Annotated in this window: 2 protein-coding genes; both read right to left on the bottom strand. The window is 56.4% G+C overall.

Translation table 11 applies throughout. From position 1 onward, the window contains the following. On the bottom strand, positions 1 to 613 hold a 613-nt coding region (locus tag PROAA_RS08395), incomplete at its 3' end, for an adenylate/guanylate cyclase domain-containing protein (protein WP_186410919.1). 166 nt (positions 614 to 779) lie between these two features. Beyond that, a partial coding sequence (gene ttcA, locus PROAA_RS08390) for a tRNA 2-thiocytidine(32) synthetase TtcA (RefSeq protein WP_186410918.1) occupies positions 780 to 1,376 on the bottom strand: 597 nt, incomplete at its 5' end.

Below are 1,376 nucleotides of genomic sequence, written 5' to 3'. Positions count from 1 at the left end.
GCTTTCCCGCATAGCGCAGGTGAAGCTTGCCATCCCGTGGCTTATCACCTTGGCGCTCCTCAGGATCGCCCGGTTTCTTTATCTCCGGTGCTGCCGTACCCTGAGTCACGACTTCGAAAGCAATCCCTTTCGGTGACTGGCCTTTGGTGGACGCCGAGCCAAGATCGCGCGTCATTTTTTTCAGTGCGGGTGACAATGCAGCATGTGCCTGATGACTGGCCAACACCTGCCCAGGCATGGCCAGCCCGGCAAGGCCAGCAGCCTCCACCACGGTTTCGCCGACAATATTGCCATCAGCTTCGCTGACCAATCCATGTGAAAATCCGATTCGAATTGCCAGCTTCACTCCCGAAACGGGCGGCAGGTCAGCCACGCGTTGCCGCATCTCGATGGCGGCCTGAAATGCCTCGTCAGGAAGGTCGAACACGACCATAAATTCATCACCGACGCGCTTGATGACCCGCCCACCAAAGGCCTCGACCGCTCGCTCCATGCGCGTCAGACAACGATCAACAGCCCGCGCCGCCTCATCACCCCCAAGCTTTTCATGCAGCCGTACACTTCCTGCCACACCGGCAAACAAGACGGAAAGGTGCTGATCTGCAATATTCATATCACTAGGCATTGTGGTACCGAAAACCTCAGTCGCAGTTCCTCCATAAGAAACCTCTTCCAAATCCTCACCGTCCTTTCCAGTTCCCATTCTGCGAGCGCCGAATCCGCTGAATCACGATGCGGCCACGTCTTCCGGATGATATCAAAAGACCACACTTTGCGCTTCATGCGCTGACCACCTGCAGTTTCATTGCCCGAGTTGGCGATACGTCCTGAGCAAACTGCGGGCTGTCAAACACCGTGTCACCACCGTCCATATCAGCCAGCTCGGCGCCGACTTGGAGTCCTTTGAAATCAAACAACGAATTGTCCGCCAAATGCGATGGCACAACATTCTGCAACGCCGTGAATACCGACTCGGTTCGCCCTGGATAACGGCGGTCCCAGTCAGCCATCATCTCGCGAATTTTCTGTCGCTGAAGGTTGTTCTGCGAACCGCACAAATTGCACGGAATGATCGGATACGCCATGCCGCGCGCAAAGCGCGCGATGTCGCGCTCGTTGCAGTAAGCCAGCGGGCGGATAACGACAAGCGTACCGTCATCGGTGACCAGTTTAGGCGGCATGGCCTTCAGTTTTCCACCAAACAGCAGGTTGAGGAACAGGGTGTGTACGATGTCGTCTCGATGATGGCCGAGGGCGATCTTGTTGGCACCCAGTTCCCTCGCGGTACGGTAAATCACCCCACGCCGCAGGCGGGAGCACAAGGAGCACGTCGTCTTTCCTTCAGGGATCTTTTCCTTGACGATTGAATAGGTATC

Source organism: Candidatus Propionivibrio aalborgensis (assembly GCF_900089945.1).
In the GTDB taxonomy this organism is placed as follows: domain Bacteria; phylum Pseudomonadota; class Gammaproteobacteria; order Burkholderiales; family Rhodocyclaceae; genus Propionivibrio; species Propionivibrio aalborgensis.
This window is presented reverse-complemented; position numbering and strand designations above follow the sequence as displayed.